This window comes from Stutzerimonas chloritidismutans, from assembly GCF_020783375.1.
Taxonomy (GTDB): Bacteria; Pseudomonadota; Gammaproteobacteria; order Pseudomonadales; family Pseudomonadaceae; genus Stutzerimonas; species Stutzerimonas kunmingensis.
This window is the reverse complement of sequence record NZ_CP086067.1, coordinates 3,757,454-3,782,558: the sequence shown is the minus strand read 5'-3', so window position 1 is coordinate 3,782,558 and position 25,105 is coordinate 3,757,454. Positions and strand designations below refer to the sequence as shown.

Sequence of the window (25,105 nt, the reverse complement as noted above, 5' to 3'; positions counted from 1 at the left end):
TCGAGTTCACTGATGTTCAGTGGACTCGACGGCGCCGCCAATCGTTCCGACGGGCATCGACGGAGGGATGTAGAGCCGATGCGTAGCCCGCGCATCGGCCTGGGATGATCAACGGACGTTGGCGAGATCAGCCTTGATCGCGACGCCAGCCATGATGGCGCCAGCATGGCATTCGTATTTCTCGCTGTCCTTGTACTCGACGTGCTTGTAGTTGCTGGCGATGTTCACCACGGCATTGGCGCCGGCAGCCTTGGCGGCCTGCTGCATGGCGATCAGCGCCGATTGCAGCGCCCAGCTGCAGGCGCCTTCGTCCGTCTTGTTGAAGGCGTTGGTCTTCTTGCTGGTGGTAACACCGCTACGCACGACCTTGGCATTCTTCGGCGTCTTGCCGGCCAGGTAGAACTTGACGCTGCCATCCAGGCGGCCGGCCTGGGTGGCCTCGGCGACAACGGCGTCGAACGGCAGGTAGTGGGTGGTATCACGGGCCTGGCTGATGCCTGGCAGTACCAGAAGCGTCAGCGCTGTGCCTATCCATGCGGTTGCTCTCATCGGCTTTTTCCTTGCGGTTGTGGGTGAAAATCAGGCCCAGCGGCGGAAGATCAGCGAGGTATTGATCCCGCCAAAGGCGAAATTGTTGTTCATTACATATTCGTGCTGCATGACGCGCGGCGCACCCTGCAGATAGTCGAGCTCGCCGCAGCGCGGGTCGACCGAATCCAGATTGAGCGTATGGATGTAACGATCGCGGTTCATCATCTCGATGCTGAACCAGGACTCCAGCGCCCCGCACGCGCCCAGTGTGTGGCCAAGATAAGACTTCTGCGAGCTGATCGGCATGCTGCTGCCGAACAGTGCCTGGGTCGCCTGGGTTTCGGCGATGTCGCCCTGCTCGGTGGCGGTGCCATGGCCGTTCACGTAACCGATGGCCGCCGGTGCGAGCCCGGCATCTTCCAGAGCCAGCTCCATGGCCCGGCGCATGGTCAGTTGCTCGGGCTTGGTGGCGTGCTGGCCGTCGGCGTTGCTGCCGAAACCGACCAGTTCGGCGTGAATCGTCGCGCCGCGGGCCAGCGCATGTTCCAGTTCCTCGAGCACCAGCATGCCGGCGCCTTCGCCGATCACCAGGCCGTCCCGGTCGCTGTCGTAGGGGCGTGGCGAGGTATGCGGTGCGTCATTCTTCAGGCTGGTGGCGTAGAGGGCGTCGAAGACCATGGCCTCGGTGGCGCACAGCTCCTCGGCACCGCCGGCGAGCATCAGCGGCAGCCGACCGAACTTGATCGCCTCGTAGGCGTAGCCGATGCCCTGGCTGCCGCTGGTGCAGGCGCTGGAGGTCGGGATCACCCGACCGGTGAGGCCGAAGAAGATGCTGATATTGGCCGCCGTGGTGTGCGGCATCATGCGGATGTAGGAGTTGGCGTTCAGCCCGTCGGCCACTGAATTCAGCAGCATGTTGCCGAAGGCCTTGATCTCCTCGGTGCTGCCGGTGGACGAACCGCAGGCGACACCCATGCGACCATCGCGGATCGAAGCATCGTCTAGCAGGCCGGCATCGGCCAGTGCCCGCTCGGCGGCCAGCACCGACAGCCTTGATACGCGCCCCATGCTGCGCAGTTGCTTGCGCGTCCAGTGCGCCGGTACGACGAAGTCGTCCACGGGACCGGCCAGCCGGGTGTTCAGCTCGGTGAAGCGATCCCATTCATGCATGCGGCGAATGCCGCTGCGATTGGCGCTGAAATTGGCCTCGATGCTTGCCCAGTCGCTGCCCAGCGAGGTGATGCCGGCCATGCCGGTGACGACTACACGTCTGCCGCTCATCAGCACAGCCCTCCGTTGACGGCAATGACCTGCCGGGTGATATACGCCGCCTCGGCGGACATGAGGAAATTCACCGCACCGGCGACCTCTTCCGGGGTGCCCATGCGCTGAGCGGGAACCATCTTCAGCATTTCTTCGATGGGCAGTTCGGCATCGAGCATATCGGTATCGATCAGCCCGGGTGCAACGCAGTTGACGGTGATCCTGCGCTTGCCCAGCTCCACCGCCAAGGCCTTGGCCGCACCGATGACGCCGGCCTTGGACGCGCTGTAGTTGACCTGGCCGCGGTTGCCGATCAGGCCGGAAACCGAGGTAATGCAGACGATGCGCCCCGGCTGGCGGCGGCGAATCATCGGCATGCTCAGCGGCTGCAGCACGTTGTAGAAACCGTCCAGGTTGGTGCGCAGTACCTGGTCCCAGTCATCGTCGGTCAGCGCCGGGAAGGCGCCGTCGCGGGTCAGGCCGGCGTTGCAGACCACCCCGTAGTAGGCGCCGTGCGCTTCGACGTCGGCTTCCAGCTCACGCCGGCAAGCGGCGCGGTCGGCGATGTCGAATTGGAGGATGCGCGCGCTGCGACCCATCGCCTGGATCTCAGCCTGGACCGCTTCGGCCTGGTCGCGACGCGAGCGGCAGTGCAGCACGATGTCGTGGCCGGCCTGGGCCAGACGCAGCGCGATGGCGCGACCGATGCCGCGACTGGAGCCGGTGACGAGGACGGTTTCACTCATGGGGCAGACTCTTGTAGGTAACTCGCCACTTCGGGCGGGCGGAACACGTTCAGGCGGGCCTCGGCATGGATGCCGGGCCCCTCGAGATGACATTCGAAGACGCCCATGCCGTTATCGTCCTGCAGAGAGCGATGGGCACGGACGCGCAGGTCGGCGCCAGCCGGAAATGCTTCGACATTGCACTGGTAGCTACGGGTGCCGAGCAGAAAGCCCAGCTCCACCGGTTGGCCGGCCTGGCGTGCATGGCAGCCGGCGAACGCGGCGACGCTCTGCGCCATGATCTCCACGCCGACCCAGGCAGGCAGACTGCCGTCGGCGGCGCTGAGCAGGCCGTCGGCGCGTACCTGCAGGTGTGTCTCCACGCTGTCTTCATCGAAGCGCTCGACAGCGTCGAGCAGGATCATGTCGCCGGCATGCGGCAGCAGCTCAGCGATGGGCCAGTCGATCACGGTGCATCCCCCAGGATCAGGCTGATGTTGTTGCCACCGAAGGCGAAGGAATTACTCATCATTCGTCGCGGCCTTGTTGGATTCATTCGGGTACCCGCTGCTACCAGAAGCAATGCCGGCAACGCCGGATCGGGCTCGCCATCCCAGCGGTGCGGTGGCAGCTGCTGATCGGGATTCAGGGGAGATAGCGACAACCAGCAGAGCGCCGCCTCCAGCGCGCCGGCCGCGCCGAGGGTGTGGCCGGTCAGCGGTTTGCTCGATGAGCAGGGCACCCCATGGGGGAACAGCGCGGCGACGGCGACGCTCTCCATTGCGTCGTTGTGGGGCGTGGCAGTGCCGTGCAGGTTGAGGTAGGCGATCTGCTCGGGTGTGCAGTTGGCGCGGGCCAGCGCCTGGCGCATCGCGCTCAGGGCGCCGCGGCCGTCGGGATCGGGCGCTGAGATGTGATGGGCGTCGGAACTCGCACCGCCGCCGAGCAGGGCGATGTCGGCTTCGCCGTCGGTATCGCGGGTCATCAGGAACAGCACTGCTGCCTCACCGATGTTGATGCCGTTGCGGTTGCGCGAGAACGGGTTGCACAACGTCTCGCTGGTGGCTTCCAGCGCGGAAAAGCCCTGCAGCGTGAGATCGCTCAGGCTGTCGACGCCGCCGCAGAGCACCGCATCGCATAACCCGGCATCGAGCAGGCGCTTGGCGCTGAGCAGCGCACGGGCGCTGGAGGTGCAGGCCGTGGAGATCGAGTAGCAGGGGCCGGCCAGTTGCAGCCATTCACCGAGAAAGCTTGCCGGTGCCGCCAGCTCCTGATGCGCGTACTGGTAGCCGGGCGGAAAGGCGCCGTCGTGCAGCAGGCCGGCAATACCTTGCGCAGCTTCCTGGATGCCCGTGGTGCTGGTGCCCAGCACGACGCCAATACGATTCTGGCCGTAACGGCTGATGGCCGTTCGGATATCGCTTTCAATCTCCAGCGCGGCAGCCAGCAACAGCTGATTGTTGCGCGTGGCATGACGCGGATCGTCGCAGGGCAAAGCCGGTAGTGCGCAGCGGGCCGCTCCCACTGGTAACCGAAGGCCGGCCACCGGCTGCGGGTGAACCTGCATGCCCGATGTATCGCCGGCAAACAGCCGTCCGGCGACCTCGGCCTTGCCGCTGCCGAGCGCACAGATCACGCCGAGGGCGTTGAGGTAGGCGGTCATCGGTGCTGGCTTCCGGTCATGTCGGGCAAGGGGGCGACACCATAGGTCAGACCCGGCGCCACGTCGAGTTCGAAGCTCAGTGCCGATCGATAGCGCACCTGCCAACGCACGTCGCCAGCCTGGCGCAGCCTTCGCTCAGCGGGATCATGCTGTTCGGCCGCGCTGCCATACAAGGCGGCAAGTTGATCGTGCTCGGTCAAGGCGAACAGCAGTGCGGCGAACAGTTCGCGCGCTTCTGGATTGGGTCGTAGCAGCCCATCGGCGTGCCAGTCGCCGTCGCGCAGTTGTTGCCGCGCGAGCGGAATGCCCAGCGGATCGAGCAGCGTCCAGCGCAGTGCGGCGTCTTCGCGCTGGATCACCAGCAACCAGTCCGCAGGCTCGCTCCCCTGGCGCTGCACATGCAGCTGTAGCGGCACGACCAGCGCTGGCGTGGTTGCCGGCAGCGGTGCGCGCGTGGCGCAGCCCGCCAGCAGCACGAAGCACAGGCCGAGCAGCAGCCGCCTCATGCCCGTCGACTCATGCATCAGCCGCGCAGAGTTCGGCCAGTACGCGCAGACGGCGTTTGGGTTCGGCGACATAGGGGTTCTTTTCGTCCCAGGCATAGCCGGCGAGGATCGAGCTGATCATCCGACGGATTTCCGGCTGGGCGTGTTCGTAGTAGATCACGTCCTGGAAGCTGCAATCGTACCAACCCTCCACGTACGTCCGGAAGGTATCGACGCCGCGCTTGAGCGGCGCGGCGAACTCGGTCTCCCAGTCCACCGTTTCTCCGCTCAACTGGCGGTGCAATACGGCGGCGGCCATGTGCGCCGAGCGCATGGCGATGGTCACGCCGGAAGAGAACACGGGGTCGAGGAACTCGGCGGCGTTGCCCAGCAGGGCGAAGCCCTGACCATGCAGGCTCTTGACGTTGGCCGAGTAGCCGCCGATCAGACGCGCCGGGGTATCCCATTCGGCATTCTTGAGTATGCGTTTGAGGTTTGGCGCCTCCTGGACGAACTCGCGCAGGCAGGCATCCAGATTCACCGGTCGGCCTTCGTAGCGCTCGGCACTGGCGACCACGCCCAGCGAGCAGCGGCCGTTGCTGAACGGGATGGTCCAGTACCAGACGTCACGCAGCTCGGGATGGGTGGTGATGAGAATTTTCTCGCGGTCGAAGCGTGGATCGTCGATACGGTCCTCGATATGGGTGAAGATCGCCCGGCGCACCGGGAAGCCCGATGGCGCCTCCAGGTCAAGCAGCTGCGGCAGCACGCGGCCGTAGCCACTGGCATCGAGCACGAAGGCGGCGTCGACGCGGTACTCGCTGCCGTCGGCTCGACGGATCTGCAACCACGGCCGTTCGCCGCCGAAGTCCACTGCGGTGACTTCTTCCTCGTAGCGAATCTCCACACCCTGCAGCTCGGACTGGTCGGCCAGTAGCTTGTCGAAGTCGGCGCGCTGGACCTGGTAGGTGCTGCCGTGGCCGGCAGTGAATTTGTCGCGGAAGTCGAAATCCGTATAGCGCTCGCCCCAGCCGAAGGCCGCGCCGTGCTTGGTCTGGAAGCCCGCGGCGCGCACCGCCTCGAGCATGCCGGCTTCCTCGATGAAGTCCAGGCAGTGGGAAAGCAGGCTCTCGCCGATGGAGAAGCGCGGAAAGCGCTGACGTTCGATGATCAATACATCGTGGCCCTTGCGCTTGAGCAGCGCGCCGGCGATGGCGCCGGAAGGCCCGGCGCCGATGATCACGACTTCACGGTGTTGCAACTCAAGCGGCGCCATAGGGCCTCCCTGCATGTGGTGGTGGATATTGCTCGATGGTGGCCCAGGGGGCCAGGAAGAAACTGAACGCCAGCCCGAGGCTGACCGTGAGGCCGAAGTTGCTCACCGCCGGCGTGCTGGAAATCGCCAGCAGGCCGAACGATAGCCAGGTGGTGGTGGCCGCCAGCAGCGTACCGACCAGGCTGACTGCAACACCGCCGACCCGCTCGCGCATGAGGATCGCGTAATCGACGCCGATCGCCGTGACCAGCAGCAGGCCGAACAGCCCGAACAGGGTCAGCGGCTGACCCAGCCAGCCGAGGCTGGCCAGGCTTGCCAGCGCCGCCAGCAACGGCACCGCGATACAGCGCAAGGCGCCTGTGGCGCCGAACGGCAGGCAGAGCAGGGCGAAGATCAGCAGGCTGGCCAGCACCTTGAGTTCGGCGGCCTGCAGTTTGGTTGCGGCGAACAGCTGGTTGAGCCTGGCGGGTTGATCGACCAGCGTCGTGCCGGGCACGGCTTTGGCGATGGCTGCCAGCGCTGTGCTGTCGCGCAGTCCCTGCAGGCTGATCAGCCCGGCTACGCCATCGCTCGTTTTGCCAAGCCAGAGCGCTCGCCAGGCTTCGCCCAGCGGGCCGGCCAGCGCCGCCTCGATGGTCACCGGCGGTTGCGCCTGCAGGTGCTCGATCTCGACCCGCAGGGTGTCGACGTCGACGCCAAGCGCGGTCAGCGGCTGGCCTGCCGCGAGTAGTTGAGGCAGGGCGGCGCGCAGCTGCGCCTGCTCCGGTGCCGGCGCGAGCAACTGGCTCAAGGCGAGGTAGCCAACCAGCCGCTGCTCGGTCTGCAGAGCGTCCAGGCGGCGGCTCAGCTGCGCCTGACGCTCGAGCAGGGTGTCGGCATTTTCCGCACGCACGAGGAAATACTGACTGGTGGGCTGGAAACCGGTAATCGCAGCGATGCGCTCAGCCTGTTGCTGCAGTTCGGGTGCGCTGTTGACCCACTGGCGCAGATCGTCCTTGAACGACAGCTGCAGCACGCCGCCGAGACAAAACAGTCCCAGGCCGGCCAGCAGCCAGGGCGTGGCGATGCGCGCCAGTAACGCCTGCCTCAGCTGCAGCCAGCGCTGCGCCCAGCCCAGCGGGTGCGGCCAAGGAGTCAGATGGCCGCTGAACAGCACGGGCAGCAGGCAGGTTGTGCAGAGGAAGGCGCCGAGCAATCCGGCCGCAGAGAACACTGCCACCTGGGTCAGTGCCGGGAAGGGCGTGAAAGCCAGCGCCAGATAGCCGATCAGGTTGGTTAACAGGGCCAGCGCCAGTCCCGGCAGGATCAGACCAAGTGCGCGCCGGCCGTGCCAAGGCTGCAGCGTCCAGCTCTTGGACAGGAAGTGCAGCGGGAAATCCAGGCTCACGCCGATCAGGCTGGCGCCGAGCACCAGCGTCAGTACGTGCATCTGGCCGAACAGCGCGACGCAGGCGGCGGCCCCCGCCAGCGCGCCGACCAGCACCGGCAAGGCGGCGAGCAGGATGCGCGGCGTGCGGAACAGCCAGAGCAACAGCAGCAGGGTGGTACCCAGCGACAGGCTGCCGATCAGGCTCGCCTCGGCACGGGCCGTGTGTTGGCCATGGGCAGCATGCAGCACGCCGCCGGCACTCAGCAGTTCGCCTCCCGCCGCTTCGACGTCGTCACGGGCCCTTTCGACGAGGGTTGCCACCTGTTGCGGCGAACCCTCGTCGAAGGCATCGCCTTGCGCACGCGCATGTACGACCAGCCAGCGCTGGCCGGCATGTTCGGCGACGAGGCTGCCGTCGTTCTCGGCGCGAACATTGCCCAGCTGCGGCAACCGTTGCAGGGCCAGGCCGGCGAGGCCGAACCAGTCCTGCCCGAGCGACAGCGGGCTGGCGGCGAACGGATCATACAGGCGCTCGAGGCGCTGCTGGATGAACGACTCCGGATGTTCGATCAGCTGCTGGCGATCAGCGCCGGCAAGCAGGCCGAGGGACTGCTCGCGCAACTGGCGCGCGACGGCCGGCAGATCGGTCTGCAGCGTGTCGCGTACCTGGGCGAACAGGCCGCTGCTGCGTAGTTCGGTGGCCAGGCGCGTGGCCAGCTGCCGGGCCTGTCGCTCGTCGGCGTGGCGGACGAGCAGCATCAGGTCGCGCCTGAGTGGCTCCTGCATCCGTTCGGTCGCCAGCTGTTCGAGCGCGTCATGGCTGTCGCTGGGCAGCAGTTGCAGCAGGTTGGCGCTCAGTGGCGGGCCGTCGCGCCATTGCCAGGCGCTCAGCGCCAGCAGGCCGAGCAGCGCCAGGCAGAACAGCGCGGCCGGCCAGCGCCGGGGCTGTAGGGGTTCAGTCGGCAAGATCGCGTTGCTCGCGGGCCGTGAGGGTGTCGTCGATCCGGCTATCGAGCAGACGGATCAGCGTGCGATCGCCCTGGGCTTCGTGAAGCTCGATCTGAGTCACCGCCTCGCCGCCTTGGATATCGATGTCAGCGAAGATCTGCTTGAGCAACGCGCCGCGTGGCGTCAGTTGCAACCGCCAGGCCTTGGCTTCACCGCTAAGCTCGAGTTGAAAATCGCGTTGCAGCGCCGGGGTGTCGCCGCTCAGTACGGCGAGGAACAGCTGGTTCTGCCGGGCCGAACTGCCCTGCGGGTCGACGCCTTGCCAGCCCTGCTCGCTGCGCCGCGCGATGCCCTGGGCGGTGATGCGATAGTCCTGGCGGATCGGCTGCTGCAACAGCCAGAGCAGGCCGTGGTCGCGGGCGAGTACGAACTGGCCCCGGCTGGTCAGGGGCTGCGGCAGGGCACGAAGATGCTTTTCCTGAATGAAGTCGCCACGCACCACGGCCGGCCCGCTCAGCTGTTCGGCAAGCTGTGGCAGGTCGAAAGTCTGCGCCATGGCCATGTTGGCCGCCATCAGCAGGGCAATGGCGGTCAGGCATTTCTTGATGGTCGGGATCATGCCAGCGCGCGCTCCACCGCGTCGACGAACACCCGTGGCGAGGCCAGCAGCATCTCGCGGCTGGCGATCTCCACGGCAACCTGCACGCTGCTGCCGCGGGTCATGCGCTCGCCGGTTTCGGCATCGCGGATCAGGTAGTTGATCTTCAGGCGGTTCTCCCACTCAACCAGGTCGGCGCGCACCACGATGCGCTGGTTGAATCGCGCGCCGCGCATGTAGCGCAGCTGCACGTCGATGATCGGCCAGGCATAGCCGGCTTCGCGCATCTGCTGATAGTTGTGGCCGATACGCTCGAGCAGCGCACAGCGGGCAACCTCGAAATACTTGACATAGTGACCGTGCCAGACCACGTCCATGGAGTCGACATCGAAGAACGGCACGAGCATCTCGACCTCGGCCTGCAGTACGCCGTCCTTACGCATAAAGCCTCCAGTGGCGGTTGCGGATCTGTTCGAGGCACAGACGCAGTTCGCCTTCCAGCGCCCGGTCTTCGATCAGCGGCGGGAAGGCCTCCGCCAGTTCGCTGTGCATGGCTGCCAGTGGAGCGGGCAGCGGGCGGGCGCCTTCCTGTAGCTGACGCAGCCAGACGCCCTGCTGGGCAGCGAGCAGCGTGGCGGCGGCAACCTGCTCGCTCAACTCCAGGCTGCGCAGCGCGTCGCGGGCGGCGATGGTGCCCATGCTCACCTTGTCCTGGTTATGGCATTCGGTGGAGCGCGAGAAGACGCTGGCCGGCATGCTGTTCTTCAGCGCTTCGGCAGTCCAGGCGCTGGCGCCGATCTGCACCGCCTTGAAGCCGTGGTTGATCATCGCCGTGGCGGCCGGCGCGCCGGAGAGGTTGCTCGGCAGGCCGTGGTTGTAGCGCGTGTCGACCAGCAGGGCGAGCTGGCGGTCGAGCAGGTCGGCGACGTTGGCCACCAGGTTCTTCAGGCTGTCCATGGCGAAGGCGATATGCCCGCCGTAGAAATGTCCGCCGTGCAGTACGCGCTTGTTGTCGGCATCGATGATCGGATTGTCGTTGGCGCTGTTCAGTTCGGTTTCGATGAACTGGCGCAGCAGGCCCAGGCTGTCGGCCAGCACGCCGAGCACATGGGGCGCGCAGCGGATGGAGTAGCGGTCCTGCAATCGATGCAGCGGCGCAGCGGGCGCGTCGATGGCCAGGTCCTGGCGAATCCAGGCGGCGACCTGGGCCTGGCCAGGATGCGGCTTGGCGGCGAACAGGCGCTCGTCGAAGTGCTCCGGGTTACCTTGTAGCGCGATCACGTTCAGCGCGGTGATACGGGTCGCCAGCTGCAGCAGGTAATCGGCACGGGCATAGGCCAGGCAGGCGAGGCCGGTCATCACCGCGGTGCCGTTCATCAGTGCCAGCGCCTCCTTGGGGCGCAGGGTCAAGGGCGTCCAGCCGAGCTGACGGTGCACTTCGGCGGCGCTGCGGCGCTCGCCGCGATACAGCACCTCGCGCTCGCCGGCGAGGGTGGCGGCGACGTAGGACAGCGGGGTCAGGTCGCCGCTGGCGCCGACCGAACCTTCCTCAGGAATCAGCGGCAGCACGTCGTGTTCGAGAAACGCCTGAATGCGCTCGAGCAACTCGACACGCACGCCGGACATGCCGTGGGTCAGCGAGCGCAGGCGCGCGGCGAGCACCGCGCGGGTGGCCTCGGCCTCCAGCAGCTTGCCCAGGCCGCAACCGTGAAAGGTGAACAGATGCTGCGGCAACGCTTCGACCTGATGCAGCGGCACCGCCACCACGCAGGAGTCGCCATAGCCGGTGGTAACGCCGTAGATCACGCCTTCGCGGTCCAGCAGGGTGTCGAGAAACTGTGCGCCACGGGCGATGCGGCTGCGAAAGGCCTCGTCCGCCTGCAGTCGTGCCGGCGCACGGCGCTGCGCCACGGCCAGCACGTCCTCGATGCGCAGAAGGTTTTCGCCAAAGATCACGGGCTCAGTCACGACGCGGGTCCTGTATGTTCCAGAAGGGATAGAAGTTGAACCATTGCAGGGGGGCCTCCAGGCAGCGCGCGGCGAGGCGATCGGCATAGCGCTGCACTGCCTGCGCGATCACCGCGTCGCGGTCGGCGCGACGCCAGCGGATGCGTTCGGCGAAGGGCTCGAGATGCACATGGAAGCGCTCGTCCTGCTTGAGACAGAACAGCAGATTCACCGGGCATTCCAGCAGGCCGGCGAGCAGCCAGGGCCCCTGGGGAAAGGCCGCCGGCTGACCGAGGAAGTCGGCCATGGCGGTGCGCCCGCCATGCAGCGGCACCCGATCACCGGCAATGGCCAGCCATTCGCCGCGCTCCAGGCGCTGGGACAGTTGCAGCATGGTCGCCGGGTCCAGCTCGCTGACCTGGATCAGGCGCAGGTTGTCGGCGCCGGACTGGTCCAGCAGGCGATTGAACTGCTCGGCGTGACGGGTGTGCACCAGCACGTTCATCCGTACTTCGCCGCCCATTTCCGCCAGTGCCCGGCAGATCTCCAGGTTGCCCAGGTGCGAGCCGACCAGCAGCTGACCGCGCGGCCCGGCGAGACTGGCGTGCAGGTTGGCCGGATCGTGGATCACCAGGCGTTCCCGCCCGACTCGCCCGCTCCAGACATCCAGCTTGTCCAGCAGCGCTTCGGCGAAACTCATGAACTGGCGATAGACCGAGCGGGTGCTTGGCTGCGGTTCGGCGCGACCGCTCCAGCGCGCCAGGTTGCCCTGATACTGGCGCGCGCTGTCACGGGCGCTGCGGCCGAAGAGGTAGAAATACAGAACGATCAGATACAGCAGCGGCGCCATGGTGCGCCGGCCAAGCACCCGTACCGCCCAGGCGGTCAGGCGCATCAGCGCGAAACTGCCGCGCTCGCGCTGCGCCGCCCAGTGCGAGGGCATCGGGGCTTCGCTCATCGCTGCAGGCGCCGGGCAAGCAGTCTCGGCGCGCGCAGCAGCATGCCGAAGAACAGCCGGGCATGCATGGCCGAGATCAGCGCATTGTCCAGCCAGAGGCGGAAGTGCGAGACGCCGTCGGCCGGATAATGCACCCGCGTCGGCAGCCAGACCATCGGCTGCTGCTGCCAGTACAGACGCACCAGGATCTCGGTGTCGAAATCCATGCGCTGGCCCAGGTGCACGCGGTCGATCAACGCCAACGTCGGCTCCAGCGGATAGACGCGAAAGCCGCACATCGAGTCGCGGATCGACAGCGACAGGGTGTTGATCCAGACCCAGACGTGTGTGAGGTAGCGAGCATACAGACGGCCCTTGGGCACGCTGGCGTCATAGTGCGGATAGCCGCAGATCAGCGCGTCCGGTGCCTGGCTGGCGCGATCGAGAAACAGCCCGACGCCGGAGAGATCGTGCTGGCCGTCGGCGTCGACCTGCAGCGCATGGCTGAAGCCCAGGCGCCCTGCTTCGCGCAGGCCGCTGATCACCGCGCCACCCTTGCCCTGGTTGCGCTGATGACGGAGCAGGAAGACCTCCGTTTGCTCGGCCAGCTCGTCGATGACCGCCGCAGCGGCAGGGGAGGAACCGTCGTCCACCAGCACGCAGGGCAGGTCCGCGGCACGCAGCGCAGCGACCACTGCGGGCAGGCTGCGCTCGTGGTTGTACACCGGGATCACCGCGCAGGGCTTGAACCAGTCGTCTTCCGGCTGCATGAGCGTTCGAACCATCGCGGTTGCAGCCACTACGGGTGGCAGCTCGTTCAAAGTGGTCATGGCTGCGCTCCCAGCAGAATGCGCCCGGATGAGCAGGGCTTGTCGTCGTTGTGATAGCTGAAGTACAGCTTGCCGCGCTCATGATCGAATCGCAGGCTCAGTTGCAGCCGGTCGCCGGGCCGGGCGAGCTGCTGGAATTTCAACACTTCCATGCCGCCGAAACGTGGCGGCAAGTCGTCGATCAGTTCGCGCGCGAGGTCCATCGCCCACTCGATCTGGACGACGCCTGGCAGCACCGGCGTGCGCGGGAAATGGCCGCTGAAGTGCGCCAGATCGAGCGGCACGCGCAGCTCGATCTGCCAGTGATCGTCTTTCCACTGCAGCGCCAGGCGCTCCGGTTGACGGGTGCGAGGTGCTTGCAGCCAAGCATCCAGTTCGGCCTGTGGCAACTTGCCCTGAGGATTGACCGGTAGCTCGCGCACCAGCCGCCAGCGGCGCGGCAGGGCGAGTGCCTCGCAATCGGTGCTCAGCTGTTTGCGCAATGCCTGGGTGACGCTGCGGCGCCCCTGATTGCGTAGCGCGAACACCCCCGCATCGCTCAAGGCCACGAGCGCGCCGAGATAGGCCCGGTTGTCCTGAATCACCCCCAAGCGCGCTTCGCTGACGAACGGATGCTCGGCCAGTGCACGCTCCAGCATCGGCAGCGAGATGCGTTTTTCTTCCAGCTTGACGATGCGGTCCAGCCGGCCGCGCAGGGTGAAACGACCATCGGCGTGCAGCTCGGCGCCATCGGCGGTCTGCTCCACATGGCCGCGGCCAAGCCACGGCGACGCCACGCGCAGCGCGCCTTGGTCGTCCTGGGCAAGCTCGACGCCCGGTAGCGGCTGCCAGAGCTCGCCACTCTGACGCCAGGCGATGCCGCCGGTTTCCGAGCTGCCATATATCTCCGTGGGCCACTGGCCAAGGCGCTGATGCAGAAATTCACCAGCTTCTGTTGGCAGCGGGCCGCCGGAGGAAAATACCCGGCACACCTGACGCAATGCCGGCCAGTCGAGGTTGTCGCCCATGCGCTTGAGCAGTGCGGGGCTGGCGACCCAGCAGAACGATCGCTGCTCACGGCTGGCCCGTTGCATGTCTTCGGCGAACGGCAGGGCGCGTCGCAGAAAAGGGCGGCCAGCACAGAGTGGCCAGAGCACCCGAAACAGCAGCCCGTAGATGTGCTGCGTGGCGACGCTGCCAATCACCGCGGAATCGCCGAGATCGGCGCCCCACAGGGCCTCCAGTGCTTCGACTTCACTGGCCAGCTGATGCAGGCGCTTGTCGATCAGCTTGGGCTCGCCGCTGGAGCCCGACGTGCAGAGTGTCAGGCCGAGCAGTTCGGGATCGAGCGCGGCGGCAGCAAGAGGTGCCGCCTGCAGGTCGGCAAGGGCGGTGTCGCCCGCCTGATCGGTCAGCCAGAGGTCCGCCAACGGGCTCAGCCGTGCCCTACTGGCCGGTTGCAGGTCGGCAGGCAGCAGCACGCGGACCCCGGCGCGCCAGGCGCCAAGCATAGCGGTAGCCAGTTGTCCGGCGTCTTCCAGGTGCACAGCGATGGTTCGCACGCCGCGCTGCTGCAGGCCGCCGGCCAGTTGCAGCGCTTTCTGCTGCAGCTGATCGAGCGCAAGCGTGGGGGTGTCGGTTACCGGGCGCGGCGCGCTTCGAACCAGCAGTTCGCACAGCCCAATCCAGTTCACGGGCGCCCCCTCACACGCTGACGCACAAGCCACTCGCCGGAGAACAGCAGGCCCATCAACAGATAGGCGATCAGCCCGTTGTATAGCGTCCACCAGGCCAGCGGCGCCCACAGCGTCAGCGCTGTAGCAATCGAGCCGTTGAAGATGAAGAAGCCTACCCAGACCCTGGTCACCTGCCGCGTATAGCGCACACCTGAAGGCGACAAATCCGGGTCCTGCAGGCGCGCCAGGCGCTCGATGACCGGCATCCCGCTGAACAGGCTGCCGGCGAACAGCACCAGCATGGCCGCGTTGATCAGCACCGGATACCAGCGCAGCAGGGCGGCGTTATCGAGCAGCCCGAGTAGCAGACAGAACAGCAGCGCGGTGCCGGCCGTCCAGCGGCTTGCAGCACCGTCTTTACTCAGCAGGCGGGTCAGCCAGAGCGCTCCTAGGAGCGCCGCGAAGATCCGCGGCGAGAGGTGCTCGATACCGAAATAGACGGCGAAGGGATATGCCAGCCCGATGAGGAGCAGCACGAAACCCGCCATCCGCGTCACGCCGGCCGGGATCTTGGAAATAGATGTCAGCATCAGAAAAGTCCGGAAATGCCCTGGGTACGCCGTGCGCCACTCGTGTGGTGAGGTCGCTCGCGTCGGTCAGGCTGTCTCCGTATTGGTCAGGCGGTACACCGCCTCGACTACATCGCCCACAGTGCGCACGGCCTTGAATTCTTCCGCGGCGATCTTCTTGCCGGTCTGGCGCTTGATGTGGTCGATCAGGTCGACGGCGTCGATGCTGTCGATCTCCAGGTCCTGATACAGGTTGGCTTCCAGGGTGATGCGCTCGGGCTCGAGCTCGAACAGTTCGACCAGGGCGTCACGCAGGGTCTGGAAAATCTCGTTGCGGCTGTTCACGGGAGATACTCCTCAGGCGATGGCGCGGTTGGCGCTGACGAAGGCCGCCAGGCTGTCGACGCTGGCGAAATGCTTGCGAGTGTCCTTGGCGTCCGCATCGATCTTGATGCCGAAGCGCTTCTGGATTGCCAGGCCCAGTTCCAGCGCGTCGACCGAGTCGAGCCCGAGGCCTTCGCCGAACAGTGGTTGATCGGCGGCAATATCGTCCGGACCGAGGTCTTCCAGGCCCAGCGCGTCGATGATCAGTTGCTTGATTTCACGTTGTAGTTGTTGGCTCATCGAGTGCGAGCTCCTTTATGAAGTGTCGGTGCAGATGGTCATTCAGTCGCCGCGAGGCGATCGGGGCAGCGCCTTGGGCGGCGAACGCCTGTGGGTCGATGTCGCTGCCCACGCGCAGATGAAAGTGAAAACGCCGTGATGGTATGCGATACCAGGGCTCGGCTTTGGTCAGCGTGGTTGGCGTCACGCTGATCACTACCGGCGTCACCAGCCTTGCGCCGCGCAGGGCGATGGCCGCTGCGCCGCGGTGAAACTGCGGCGGCTGCCCGGGCGTGGTGCGGGTGCCTTCGGGAAAGATGATCAGGGTCTGACCTTGCTGCAGGGCCTCGGCGGCTTCGTCGAGCATTTCGGCGCTGCCGTTGTTGCTGATGTACTGCGCAGCGCGAATCGGGCCACGGGTAAAGGGGTTGTCCCACAGGCTCTGCTTGACCACGCAGTTGGCGTCGCGGATCAGGGCGATCAGCACGACCACATCGATCAGCGACGGGTGATTGGCAATAATCAGCTGGCCCGGACGCCCCAGCCGCTCGGCGCCTTCGACTTCATAGGTCAGTACGCCGCTGCGATACATGAACTGCACGAATAGCCAGAACAGCCTGCTCACGGTCTGTCGCGCACGGCGACGGTGGGTGGCGGCATCACCTGGGAGCAGCGAAAGCAGCGGGAATATGATCAGCCGCAGGCACAGGCCGCCGATGCCGAACAGGGCGAACGACAGGCCGGTGGCGATGAGTCGCCACAGCCACGGCGCGTTGGGCCGCTTCAGCGAGTCCGCTGCCAGTTCCATTTGCGCGTCTTCCAGTGATGCGTGAATTGGGAGTGGTCGTGGAGCAAGGCCCGAATCAGTTGCAGAGCATGGACTTGCGGTTGCGACGGGCTTTCATCGGTGGGCTGCAGTTGCAGCTGCCAGCTGTCGCCCGCGGTCAGGCGTAGCGCCAGTGCATAGGGAATGCTGCAGTCGTCTATCCAGGGGCGGTAGGCCTCGGGAGGCGATTCTTCGGCGATCACCAGCAGCACGGCCGGCGCGCCTTCGTTCAGCAGCAGCGCAGCTTCGAGCACCGCGTGTTCCAGGCCATCGCCCTCTGCTGCGATCGCGGTCATTTCGCTGGGGTCGCCCTGGAAGATCGACCAGAGCCCGACGATCGCATTGTGCACGGAAAGGCTGAACTGGGTTGGCGAGAGCGGCTGCGCGTTGGCCAGATCGCTGAGCAGGGCGAAATTGCGGGTGGTTTCCCCGTGGCGCGAGGCGTAAACCAGCGGCATCGGGGCACGGCCTTCGCTGAGCGGCTGGGCGACGGCGAACACCATTCGTGCCAGTCGACTCAGGCGGCGGCGCTGCATCGCCGGCAGAAAGGACACATCCGGCTGCGCTTCGGGATCGTCCGGCCACTGACTGGCACTCGCCCAGCGCAACCAGTCGGCCTGGCAGGCGCGGCCCGGAGCCCAGGCCTGCCATTGGTCGATGTCGAAGCGTATAGCGCTCATGCTCGCGCGGCTCTCGTAGCGAGACCGGCGTGCAGACGTCCGTGTAGTGCTTGCATTGGAAGTGCCGCTCGAAAAGTGCGGGCATTATCCAAGTGCGATGAACGCTAGGCAAACATTGCGATACATATCCTGATAGGAGGTCGCAGTTGATGCGGAACTCGTCACTCCAACGACTGTCTGCGGCCAGCGGCTGTGGTCAGCTCACGCCGTGCTGCGCCAGCCACGCCATCAGCTGCGGCAACGGCATGGCGCCGCTCTGTCTGGCGACCTCACGGCCGTTGCGGAACAGGATCAGGCTGGGAATCGAGCGGATGCCAAGTTGCGTCGACAGCTGTGCATTGGCCTCGCTGTCGAGCTTGGCCAGGCGGCAGCGGCCCTGGAGCTGACTGGCAGCCTGCGCAAAGGTCGGGGCGAAACTGCGGCAGGGCCCGCACCAGCTGGCCCAGACATCTATCACTAGCGGCAGGTCGCCCTTGATCTGGTTGGCGAACTGGCTCTGTTGCAAGTCGAACGGAGCGTTTGGCAACGCCTCGGCCTTGCACCGACCGCAGCGCGGTGCGTCGTGCAGCCGGTCCGCGGGGATACGATTGAGGCTGGCGCAGTGCGCGCAGGGGACGATCAGGGATTCGGTCATGACGAGGCTCCACGGCGGTATGCCCTTAATGTGGAGCCTCGGCGGCGGATATCAAGCGCGAGTCAGCCCTTGGACGCGCTCAGCGCCTGGGCCAGATCGGCGAGGATGTCGTCGATGTGCTCGATACCGATGGATAGCCGGATCAGGTCCTGTGACACACCGGCGCGGGCCAGTTCCTCGGCATTCAGCTGGCGGTGCGTGGTGCTGGCTGGATGGCAGGCCAGGGACTTGGCGTCGCCGATGTTCACCAGCCGCACCACCAGCTTGAGCGCGTCGATGAAGCGCGCGCCGGCTTCCATGCCGCCCTCGATACCGAAGCAGAGGATCGACGCCGGCATGCCTCCCATATAACGGCGAGCCAGTTCGTGCTCGGGGTGATCCGGTAGCCCGGCGTATTTGACCCAGGACACTTGCGGATGCGCCTGCAGGAACTCGGCGACCTTCAGTGCATTCTCGCAATGGCGTTCCATGCGCAGCGCCAGGGTTTCCAGCCCCTGCAGGATCAGGAACGAATTGAATGGCGAAATTGCCGCGCCCATGTTGCGCAGCGGCACCACGCGGCAGCGGCCGATGAAGGCGGCGGGACCGAACGCTTCGGTGTAGGTTACGCCGTGGTAGGACACATCGGGCGTGTTCAGCAGGGCGAAGCGCTCCTTGTGCTGCGCCCAGGGAAACTTGCCGGAGTCGACCACGATGCCGCCGATGCTGGTGCCGTGGCCGCCCATGTACTTGGTCAGCGAGTGCACGACGATGTCCGCGCCATGCTCGAAGGGGCGGCAGAGCATCGGCGTGGCGACGGTGTTGTCAACGATCAGCGGCACGCCGTGGCGGTGTGCGGCTTCGGCCAGGGCGGCTAGGTCGATGATGTTGCCCGCCGGGTTGCCGATGGATTCGCAGAACACCGCCTTGGTGCGTTCGTCTATCAGCGCTTCCAGGGCGGCGATGTCATCGTGGGCGGCGAAGCGTACTTCGATGCCCTGGCGCGGCAGGGTATGGGCGAACAGGTTGTAGGTACCGCCGTAGAGCTTGGCGACCGATACGATGTTGTCGCCGACTTCGGCGATGGTCTGGATGGCGTAGGTGATTGCCGCCATTCCTGAGGCAACGGCCAGTGCCGCCACCCCGCCTTCCAGTGTCGCGACGCGCTGCTCGAGCACGTCGGTGGTGGGATTCATGATGCGTGTATAGATGTTGCCCGGCACCTTCAGATCGAACAGGTCGGCGCCGTGCTGGGTGTCGTCGAAGGCATAGGAAGTGGTCTGGTAGATCGGTACCGCCACCGCCCGGGTGGTCGGGTCCGGGCTGTAGCCTGCATGGATGGTGAGAGTTTCCAGTTTCATGGCGCGCTCCTTGTTCTTGTTCGTCGGGGGCAAAGGCCCGAGAGCATGAAACTGAACGCCTGGACGGTCAATGATCCAGGGCAAGCCTTATCGTCAGAGCGGCGTGAGCGGCCAGAACAGCGGAATCACCAGCGTCGCCACGACCCACAACAGCAGGTTCAGTGGTATGCCCACCTTGAGGAAGTCGGTGAAGCGGTAGCCACCGGCGTTGTAGACGAAGGTGTTGGTCTGATAGCCGATCGGCGTGGCGAAACTGGCGCTGGCGGCGAACATCACGGCGACCACGAACGCGCGCGGGTCGACTCCCAGATGCTGGGCCAGGCCGATTGCGATCGGAGTGATCAGTACGGCCACCGCGTTGTTCGACAGCATCTCGGTGAGCATCGAGGTCAGCAGGTAGATGAACGACAGCATGAACAGCGGGCCGGCCCAGGGGGTAATGGCCGTCACGTTCTGCACGACCAGCTGTACCAGGCCAACTTTGTCCATGGCGATGCTGATTGCCAGCATGCCGAAGATCAGGCTGAGGATCTTCCAGTCGACTGCCTTGTAGGCGTCCTCGACGTCCAGACAGCGCGTCGCCAACACCGCGGCCGCACCAATGATCGCCAGGCCTTCGATCGGCATCACGCCAAAGGCTGCCAACACCATGACCGCCAGGGTGGCGATGATCGCGATCGGTGCCTTGTCGCGGCGAAAGGCGCGCTCCTGTATCGCGTTGAGGCTGATCAGCTCGCCGTTGTCGGCGAAACGCTTGATCTGCGCGGGCGTGCCCTCGACCAGCATCACATCGCCGAACTGCAGCTGGAAATCGTCGAAGTTGCCCTGAATGTTCTCGTCCTGCCGGTGCACGGCCAAGACGCTGATGCCGTAGCGCGCGGATAGGTCGAGGTCGCGCATCGGTCGGTGGCTGTAGCGCGAGCCGCGGCCGACGATGGCTTCGGCAAGGATCACGTCTTCGCTGCTGATGGTTTCGAAGGCGTCGCCCCGGTTAAAGGTCAGGTGGCCGCTTTCGCGCAGCTCCACCACGTCCTTTACCTGGCCATGGATCATCAGCAGATCGCCGGCGGTCAGGGTGAAGTCATGCTCCGGGCGGCTGAACAGCTGCGCGTTGCGGTTTACCTGCAGCACTTGCAGCCCGCTGCCGCCGTTCAGGTTGGCCTCGGCGAGGGTCTTTCCGATCACTGGTGAGTTCGACGGCACGCGCAGCTCGGTCATGAAGTTGCGATCAAGGCGCGGGCCGAGCAACTTGGACAGGGTGTCGCGTTCCGGCAGCAGATGCTTGCCGATGGTCAGCAGATAGACCATGCCGGCGGCGGCCATGATCAAGCCCGCCCCGGTGATCTCGAACATGCCGAACGGCGCCAGCCCAGCCTTGCGCGCCACACCATCGACGAGGATGTTGGTCGAGGTGCCGATCATCGTCAGCGTGCCGCCGAGAATCGTGGCGTACGACAGCGGAATCAGCAGTTTCGAGGGCGTCGTGCCGGCGCGCTTGGCCAGGGAAATCGCCACCGGCGTGAGGATCGCCACTACCGGCGTATTGTTCAGGCAGGCGGAAATCACCAGTGCGGTGATCGTCAGGCCGAACAGCACTCGTGTAGGGCTGGTGCCCACCAGATTACCGAGCCAGTTGCCCAGCGCATCGATGCAGCCGGTGCGTTCGAGCGCCGCCGAAATGATGAACATGCAGGCGATGGTGACCGGGGCCGAGTTGGACAGCACGCCGAGCACTTCCCCGGGCGTCAGCAGCTGCGTCGCCAGCAGCACCGCCACGGCAATCGCCACGACGATATCCGGGCTCCAGCTCTCTCTTACGAACGCCACCAATACCCAGATCAGCAAGGCGCAGACGAACAACAGCGGCAGCGATTCTGGAAGCATGGACGTCCTTAAGGGTGGCGACTGAGGCGCGCGTCGAAACAACGGGCCCGCGGCGCAAGATAGAGACGTCAACTTAGAGAGTCCAGAAACCTTTCCTGATGTTTATATGCGATTTGGTTATTAATGGAGAATGGGCGCGGCCGGCGAGCGGAGGGCTGAACCCGGCGGCGTCGCTGAGTCGTCCGTCAGCAGGGATAAACGAAAAAGCCGCGCAGTGCGCGGCTTTAAAAGGTGGTGGGCCCACACGGACTCGAACCGTGGACCAAAGGATTATGAGTCCTCTGCTCTAACCAACTGAGCTATAGGCCCCCAGAAGGCCGGCGGATTATACCGGCGGTATGGCGGCTGCGCCAATCGAAGCTAGCTGCTCCGAGGCATACGGCAGAAAAAAGAACCCCCGGCATGCCGGGGGTTCTGGTCTTACTCGTCGAGGAAGGAGCGCAGATGCTCGCTTCTCGTCGGGTGGCGCAGCTTGCGCAGCGCCTTGGCTTCGATCTGACGGATTCGCTCGCGGGTGACATCGAACTGCTTGCCGACTTCCTCGAGGGTGTGGTCGGTGTTCATGTCGATGCCGAAGCGCATGCGCAGTACCTTGGCTTCACGTGCGGTGAGGCCGGAGAGCACTTCGCGAGTGGCTTCCTTGAGGCTTTCCACAGTGGCTACGTCAATTGGCGACTGCATGGCCGAGTCTTCGATGAAGTCACCCAGGTGCGAGTCTTCGTCGTCACCGATTGGCGTTTCCATGGAGATCGGCTCTTTGGCGATCTTCAGTACCTTGCGGATCTTGTCCTCGGGCATTTCCATGCGTTCGCCCAGCTCTTCAGGTGTGGGTTCGCGACCCATTTCCTGCAGCATCTGACGGGAGATGCGGTTGAGCTTGTTGATCGTCTCGATCATGTGCACCGGGATACGGATGGTCCGCGCCTGGTCGGCAATGGAACGAGTGATCGCCTGGCGAATCCACCAGGTGGCGTAGGTCGAGAACTTGTAGCCGCGGCGGTATTCGAACTTGTCCACCGCCTTCATCAGGCCGATGTTGCCTTCCTGGATCAGATCGAGGAACTGCAGGCCGCGGTTGGTGTACTTCTTCGCGATCGAGATGACCAGGCGCAGGTTGGCTTCAACCATCTCTTTCTTCGCACGGCGGGCTTTGGCCTCGCCGATGGACATGCGACGGTTGATGTCCTTGATGTCAGCGATGACCAGGTCGCATTCCTGTTCCAGCTCGATCAGCTTCTGCTGGCAGCGAACGATGTCTTCCTTGCGGTTGCCGATGGCTTCGGCGTACTTGCCTTTGCCGGAAGCCAGCTGCTCGGCCCAGTCGAGATTGGTCTCGTTGTTCGGGAACTGACGCAGGAAGTCGGCGCGCGGCATGCGGGCGTCACGCACGCACAGCTGCATGATGGCGCGTTCCTGGGCGCGGATCTGGCTCAGGGCGTTGCGAACGCGCTCGACCAGTGCGTCGTACTGCTTGGGTACGAGCTTGATCGGCATGAACAGGATGGCGAGTGCTTCGAGCTCCTCGACGGCCTGCTGGCTGGCGCGGCCGTGCTTCTTCAGCGCCTTCTTGGCTTTCTCCAGCTGCTCGGCGACTGCGCCGAAACGCATACGCGCGACCTCGGGGTCCGGGCCGCCATCGCCTTCTTCCTCTTCGCTGTCGGAGTCGTCCTCTTCCTCATCATCCTTGTCGTCGGCCGCCGGCTTCGCGGTGGTCTGCGGAGTTTCCGGCTCGACCTCCTGAGGACCAGCGGCGCCGTCGTCGTCAGGGTCGATGTAACCGCTGAGGATGTCGGACAGGCGGCCACCTTCGGTCGTCACTCGCTCATAGTCGGCGAGAATGCTGTCGACGGTGCCAGGGAAGTGAGCGATGGCGCTCATCACTTCGCGAATGCCTTCCTCGATGCGTTTGGCGATTTCGATCTCGCCTTCGCGGGTCAGCAGTTCGACCGTGCCCATTTCACGCATGTACATGCGAACGGGATCGGTGGTTCGGCCGATGTCGGTCTCGACCGCAGCGAGTGCGGCTGCGGCCTCTTCGGCAGCGGCTTCATCGGTATCGGCTTCGGCCAGCAACAGGGCATCGGCATCCGGGGCAACCTCGAATACATTGATACCCATGTCATTGATCATGCGAATGATGTCTTCCACCTGTTCCGGATCGGAAATATCCTCCGGTAGGTGGTCGTTGACCTCTGCGTAAGTCAGGTAACCCTGCTCACGGCCACGCTGGATCAACTCTTTGAGGCGGGACTGCTGTTGCGCTTTTCCGGACATATAACCCTATCCACTGAAGGTTCTGGCGGGCTGAAAACAAGCTGAGCATTATAGCCGAGCTAGGACCTCAGACGCCAGTTGAGGTCGGTGTAGCGGGTATTGCATTACGGCTCAGCAGGTTACGCAGTTGGTCTTTTTCCTCTGCGCTGAGTTCACCTTGGCGAGCCTTACGCAGCAGGCTTTCGAGTCGGCGTTCCCGCTGTCGGGCGGCAAGGCTATTAATGGTGTCGAAAAACTGCTGTTCAAGGTTATCGGCCGAGATCAGCCATTCTTTCTCTGCAAGTGCGCGTAAAAGTCGCCCTTGGTCGGTTCCATGCCAGCGGGCGATCAGCTGCAGGCTGCGCAGCTTCGGGTTCTTCTGCAGCGTGCCAAGCAGAGCAACGAGCAATTGTGCGTATGTGTCGTCTTCTGCGGCGAAATGGCTGACGTCCTCGACCTTCTGTGCTAGCTCCGGATGGTGCAGCAACGTCCGCAGCGTGGTCAGGGTCGGCGGCTCGACGGTAGCTGGCGTACGCGGACCGCGAGGTTTGAAGTCTGGTCGCTGCCCGGATTTTTTCCAGTCTTTCTTCCATTCCTTTTTTTCGCCGCGTTGTGGCTTGGGCGCTTCGGGAGGTTGGAAGTAGTCGGTCTCGGCGTAGTGCGAACCCGTGTCGTAATAGGCGGCGTCGTCGTACTCGACCGAGTTGTTGCTGGGAGCGGTGGTTGGCGCTGCTGCCATATGCTGCAGTGCTTCCCCGTTCAGACCAGTGATCTCGGTGAGACGCTGGCGCATCAATGCGCGCAGGTTTGCACCGGGAATCTTTTCGATAAGCGGCGCTGCCAGGGTGGCCAAGTGGGCCTTGCCTTCCAGTGAGCGTGGATCGGCTTCGTCGCTCAGTTGCTGGAAGAAGTAATCGGCCAGTGGCTGTGAGTGCTGCTGAATGCGCGCGCGAAAAGCATCGGTGCCCTCGGCGCGGACCAGTGTGTCCGGGTCCTCTCCGTCGGGCAGGAACAGAAAGCGCGCCCGGCGGCCATCCTGCAGGTTCGGTAGCGTGGCTTCCAGTGCTCGCCAGGCGGCTTTGCGTCCGGCCGCGTCGCCATCGAAGCAGAACAGCACGCTGGGTACGATGCGGAACAGGCGCTTGAGATGCTCTTCGCTGGTTGCCGTACCAAGGGTGGCCACGGCGTTGCGCAGGCCTTGCTGGGCCAGTGCAATGACGTCCATGTAGCCCTCGACCACCATGATCTCGTCGAGATCTCGGTTGGCCTGCCGCGCTTCGTAAAGGCCGTAGAGTTCCTGGCCCTTGTGGAATACCGGGGTTTCCGGCGAATTCAGGTACTTGGGCTTGTCGTCGCCCAGAACGCGACCGCCGAAGGCAATGACCCGGCCGCGGCTGTCGCGGATGGGGAACATCACGCGATCGCGGAAGCGGTCGTAGCGTTTGCCGTTCTCGGCGTTCTCGATCAGCAGGCCGGCGTCGATCAGCGCTTTCTGCTGCAGCGCATCGCCGCCGAGATGCTTCATCAGGTTGTCCCAGCCGGGCGGGGCGAAGCCCAATCCGAAATCCCGGGCAATCACGCCGGACAGGCCGCGGCCCTTGAGGTACTCCACGGCCGACTTGCGGGTCGCGTGGCTTTTAAGGGCTTGGCGGTAGTAATCGGCGGCGGCAGCCAGCAGTGGGTAGAGCGGCGAATCGACCGGCTGGCGTGGCTTGTGTTTGCGGCCGCTTTCCTCGTGGGGGACTTCCATTCCCGCGCGCTTGGCCAGTTCCTCGACTGCCTGGGGGAAGTCCAGCTGGTCGTGGTCCATGACGAAGCCCAGCGCATTGCCGCCAGCGCCGCAGCCGAAGCAATAGTAGAACTGCTTGTCCGGACTGACGCTGAACGAGGGTGTCTTTTCCTTGTGAAAAGGGCAGAGGGCGCTGTAGTTCTTGCCGGCCTTTTTCAGTTGGATGCGCGAGCCGACCACCTCGACGATGTCGGAGCGGTTGAGCAGGTCGTCGATGAAGGATTGGGGGATCAGGCCGGCCATAGAGGTATCTGATTACGCTCGCATTGCATGAGCCGGAAATGAAAAAACTCCGGCCTT

24 protein-coding genes and 1 tRNA gene are annotated in these 25,105 nt (G+C 64.9%); all 25 read right to left on the bottom strand.

The window, feature by feature from the left end; genetic code table 11:
- Positions 1-108 precede the first annotated feature (108 nt).
- The 25 genes from LLJ08_RS17775 to dnaG all read right to left on the bottom strand — a co-directional run bounded on the left by LLJ08_RS17775 (position 109) and on the right by dnaG (position 25,048).
- A complete protein-coding gene (locus tag LLJ08_RS17775) occupies positions 109-549 on the bottom strand; it encodes an excinuclease ATPase subunit (RefSeq protein ID WP_023446021.1) in 441 nt (146 codons plus the stop codon).
- Positions 550-579: 30 nt separating this feature from the next.
- Positions 580-1,812, bottom strand: coding sequence for a beta-ketoacyl-ACP synthase (locus LLJ08_RS17770; RefSeq protein WP_228207587.1), 1,233 nt, complete (start codon positions 1,810-1,812; stop codon positions 580-582).
- Positions 1,812-2,540 carry a 3-oxoacyl-ACP reductase FabG gene (gene fabG / locus LLJ08_RS17765; RefSeq protein WP_023446019.1) on the bottom strand — a complete coding sequence of 243 codons (729 nt, stop codon included), beginning with the start codon at positions 2,538-2,540 and terminating at the stop codon, positions 1,812-1,814. Before fabG ends, LLJ08_RS17770 begins: the two co-directional genes overlap by 1 nt.
- Positions 2,537-2,989 carry a hotdog family protein gene (locus LLJ08_RS17760; RefSeq protein WP_228207586.1) on the bottom strand — a complete coding sequence of 151 codons (453 nt, stop codon included), beginning with the start codon at positions 2,987-2,989 and terminating at the stop codon, positions 2,537-2,539. The genes fabG and LLJ08_RS17760 overlap by 4 nt, the downstream gene beginning before the upstream one ends.
- Positions 2,986-4,182: a beta-ketoacyl-[acyl-carrier-protein] synthase family protein gene (locus LLJ08_RS17755; RefSeq protein WP_228207585.1), complete on the bottom strand. Its 1,197-nt coding sequence runs from the start codon at positions 4,180-4,182 to the stop codon at positions 2,986-2,988. The genes LLJ08_RS17760 and LLJ08_RS17755 overlap by 4 nt, the downstream gene beginning before the upstream one ends.
- Entirely contained in the window at positions 4,179-4,688 is a 510-nt protein-coding gene (locus tag LLJ08_RS17750; protein WP_228207584.1) for a DUF3261 domain-containing protein, read from the bottom strand. The genes LLJ08_RS17755 and LLJ08_RS17750 overlap by 4 nt, the downstream gene beginning before the upstream one ends.
- 10 nt (positions 4,689-4,698) lie before the next feature.
- Entirely contained in the window at positions 4,699-5,943 is a 1,245-nt protein-coding gene (locus LLJ08_RS17745; protein WP_228207583.1) for an NAD(P)/FAD-dependent oxidoreductase, read from the bottom strand.
- A complete protein-coding gene (locus LLJ08_RS17740) occupies positions 5,930-8,278 on the bottom strand; it encodes an MMPL family transporter (protein ID WP_228207582.1) in 2,349 nt (782 codons plus the stop codon). Before LLJ08_RS17740 ends, LLJ08_RS17745 begins: the two co-directional genes overlap by 14 nt.
- On the bottom strand, positions 8,268-8,879 hold the full coding sequence (locus LLJ08_RS17735) for an outer membrane lipoprotein carrier protein LolA (RefSeq protein WP_228207581.1): 612 nt from the start codon (positions 8,877-8,879) through the stop codon (positions 8,268-8,270). The genes LLJ08_RS17740 and LLJ08_RS17735 overlap by 11 nt, the downstream gene beginning before the upstream one ends.
- Positions 8,876-9,301: an acyl-CoA thioesterase gene (locus LLJ08_RS17730; protein WP_228207580.1), complete on the bottom strand. Its 426-nt coding sequence runs from the start codon at positions 9,299-9,301 to the stop codon at positions 8,876-8,878. Before LLJ08_RS17730 ends, LLJ08_RS17735 begins: the two co-directional genes overlap by 4 nt.
- Positions 9,294-10,826, bottom strand: a complete 1,533-nt coding sequence (locus tag LLJ08_RS17725) for an HAL/PAL/TAL family ammonia-lyase (protein WP_228207579.1) — start codon at positions 10,824-10,826, stop codon at positions 9,294-9,296. The genes LLJ08_RS17730 and LLJ08_RS17725 overlap by 8 nt, the downstream gene beginning before the upstream one ends.
- On the bottom strand, positions 10,819-11,763 hold the full coding sequence (locus LLJ08_RS17720) for an LpxL/LpxP family acyltransferase (protein ID WP_228207578.1): 945 nt from the start codon (positions 11,761-11,763) through the stop codon (positions 10,819-10,821). The genes LLJ08_RS17725 and LLJ08_RS17720 overlap by 8 nt, the downstream gene beginning before the upstream one ends.
- Complete coding sequence (locus tag LLJ08_RS17715; RefSeq protein ID WP_228208957.1) at positions 11,760-12,512, bottom strand: glycosyltransferase family 2 protein; 753 nt, start codon at positions 12,510-12,512, stop codon at positions 11,760-11,762. Before LLJ08_RS17715 ends, LLJ08_RS17720 begins: the two co-directional genes overlap by 4 nt.
- A gap of 56 nt (positions 12,513-12,568) precedes the next feature.
- Complete coding sequence (locus tag LLJ08_RS17710) at positions 12,569-14,245, bottom strand: acyl-CoA synthetase family protein (RefSeq protein ID WP_228207577.1); 1,677 nt, start codon at positions 14,243-14,245, stop codon at positions 12,569-12,571.
- Complete coding sequence (locus LLJ08_RS17705; protein WP_228207576.1) at positions 14,242-14,817, bottom strand: COG4648 family protein; 576 nt, start codon at positions 14,815-14,817, stop codon at positions 14,242-14,244. The genes LLJ08_RS17710 and LLJ08_RS17705 overlap by 4 nt, the downstream gene beginning before the upstream one ends.
- 66 nt (positions 14,818-14,883) lie before the next feature.
- Positions 14,884-15,141 (bottom strand): acyl carrier protein, encoded by a 258-nt coding sequence (locus LLJ08_RS17700; RefSeq protein WP_023446006.1) that lies wholly within the window; start codon positions 15,139-15,141, stop codon positions 14,884-14,886.
- Positions 15,142-15,153: 12 nt separating this feature from the next.
- Entirely contained in the window at positions 15,154-15,420 is a 267-nt protein-coding gene (locus tag LLJ08_RS17695; protein WP_003301002.1) for a phosphopantetheine-binding protein, read from the bottom strand.
- Complete coding sequence (locus LLJ08_RS17690; protein ID WP_023446005.1) at positions 15,398-16,207, bottom strand: lysophospholipid acyltransferase family protein; 810 nt, start codon at positions 16,205-16,207, stop codon at positions 15,398-15,400. The genes LLJ08_RS17695 and LLJ08_RS17690 overlap by 23 nt, the downstream gene beginning before the upstream one ends.
- Positions 16,183-16,905 (bottom strand): beta-ketoacyl synthase chain length factor, encoded by a 723-nt coding sequence (locus LLJ08_RS17685; protein ID WP_023446004.1) that lies wholly within the window; start codon positions 16,903-16,905, stop codon positions 16,183-16,185. The genes LLJ08_RS17690 and LLJ08_RS17685 overlap by 25 nt, the downstream gene beginning before the upstream one ends.
- 196 nt (positions 16,906-17,101) lie before the next feature.
- On the bottom strand, positions 17,102-17,539 hold the full coding sequence (trxC, locus tag LLJ08_RS17680; protein ID WP_023446003.1) for a thioredoxin TrxC: 438 nt from the start codon (positions 17,537-17,539) through the stop codon (positions 17,102-17,104).
- A gap of 62 nt (positions 17,540-17,601) precedes the next feature.
- Positions 17,602-18,879, bottom strand: coding sequence for a bifunctional O-acetylhomoserine aminocarboxypropyltransferase/cysteine synthase (locus LLJ08_RS17675; protein WP_228207575.1), 1,278 nt, complete (start codon positions 18,877-18,879; stop codon positions 17,602-17,604).
- Positions 18,880-18,972: 93 nt separating this feature from the next.
- A complete protein-coding gene (locus tag LLJ08_RS17670) occupies positions 18,973-20,763 on the bottom strand; it encodes an SLC13 family permease (protein WP_014821706.1) in 1,791 nt (596 codons plus the stop codon).
- A gap of 232 nt (positions 20,764-20,995) precedes the next feature.
- Positions 20,996-21,072: transfer RNA gene (locus tag LLJ08_RS17665), tRNA-Ile, on the bottom strand.
- Between the two features lie 111 nt (positions 21,073-21,183).
- Positions 21,184-23,037 carry an RNA polymerase sigma factor RpoD gene (gene rpoD, locus LLJ08_RS17660; protein ID WP_014821693.1) on the bottom strand — a complete coding sequence of 618 codons (1,854 nt, stop codon included), beginning with the start codon at positions 23,035-23,037 and terminating at the stop codon, positions 21,184-21,186.
- A 67-nt stretch (positions 23,038-23,104) separates the two neighbouring features.
- Positions 23,105-25,048, bottom strand: coding sequence for a DNA primase (dnaG, locus tag LLJ08_RS17655; RefSeq protein ID WP_228207574.1), 1,944 nt, complete (start codon positions 25,046-25,048; stop codon positions 23,105-23,107).
- Positions 25,049-25,105 lie beyond the last annotated feature (57 nt).